General features: G+C 35.2%; 1 pseudogene. It reads right to left on the reverse strand.

From position 1 onward, the window contains the following. Positions 1–125 (reverse strand): annotated as a pseudogene (locus tag ACFIO5_RS11485) (phosphate ABC transporter ATP-binding protein); the annotation flags it as partial. Positions 126–287: the final 162 nt, after the last annotated feature.

Raw genomic sequence — 287 nt, forward strand, 5'->3', positions numbered from 1 at the left:
CCGCAACCTGAAGGACCTATCAAAGCAGTGACCTGATGTTCAAGAATATCAAGAGTAATACCGTGGAGAGCTTCTTTGCTTCCATAAAAAACCTTCACATCTTGACCACGCATTTTAATCTTCATTACAGAATTCACCTTACTTTAAAATACAAACGTTATCGAAATTCCTACTTTATAAAAGTTACTGACGGCGTTCAAATCGTCGACGTAAAAAAACCGCAGAAATATTCATAATAGAAAGAAAAATCATTAATACGATAATAGCACCCGACGTTTTTTCAACAA

The organism is Bartonella sp. AA86SXKL (assembly GCF_042196885.1).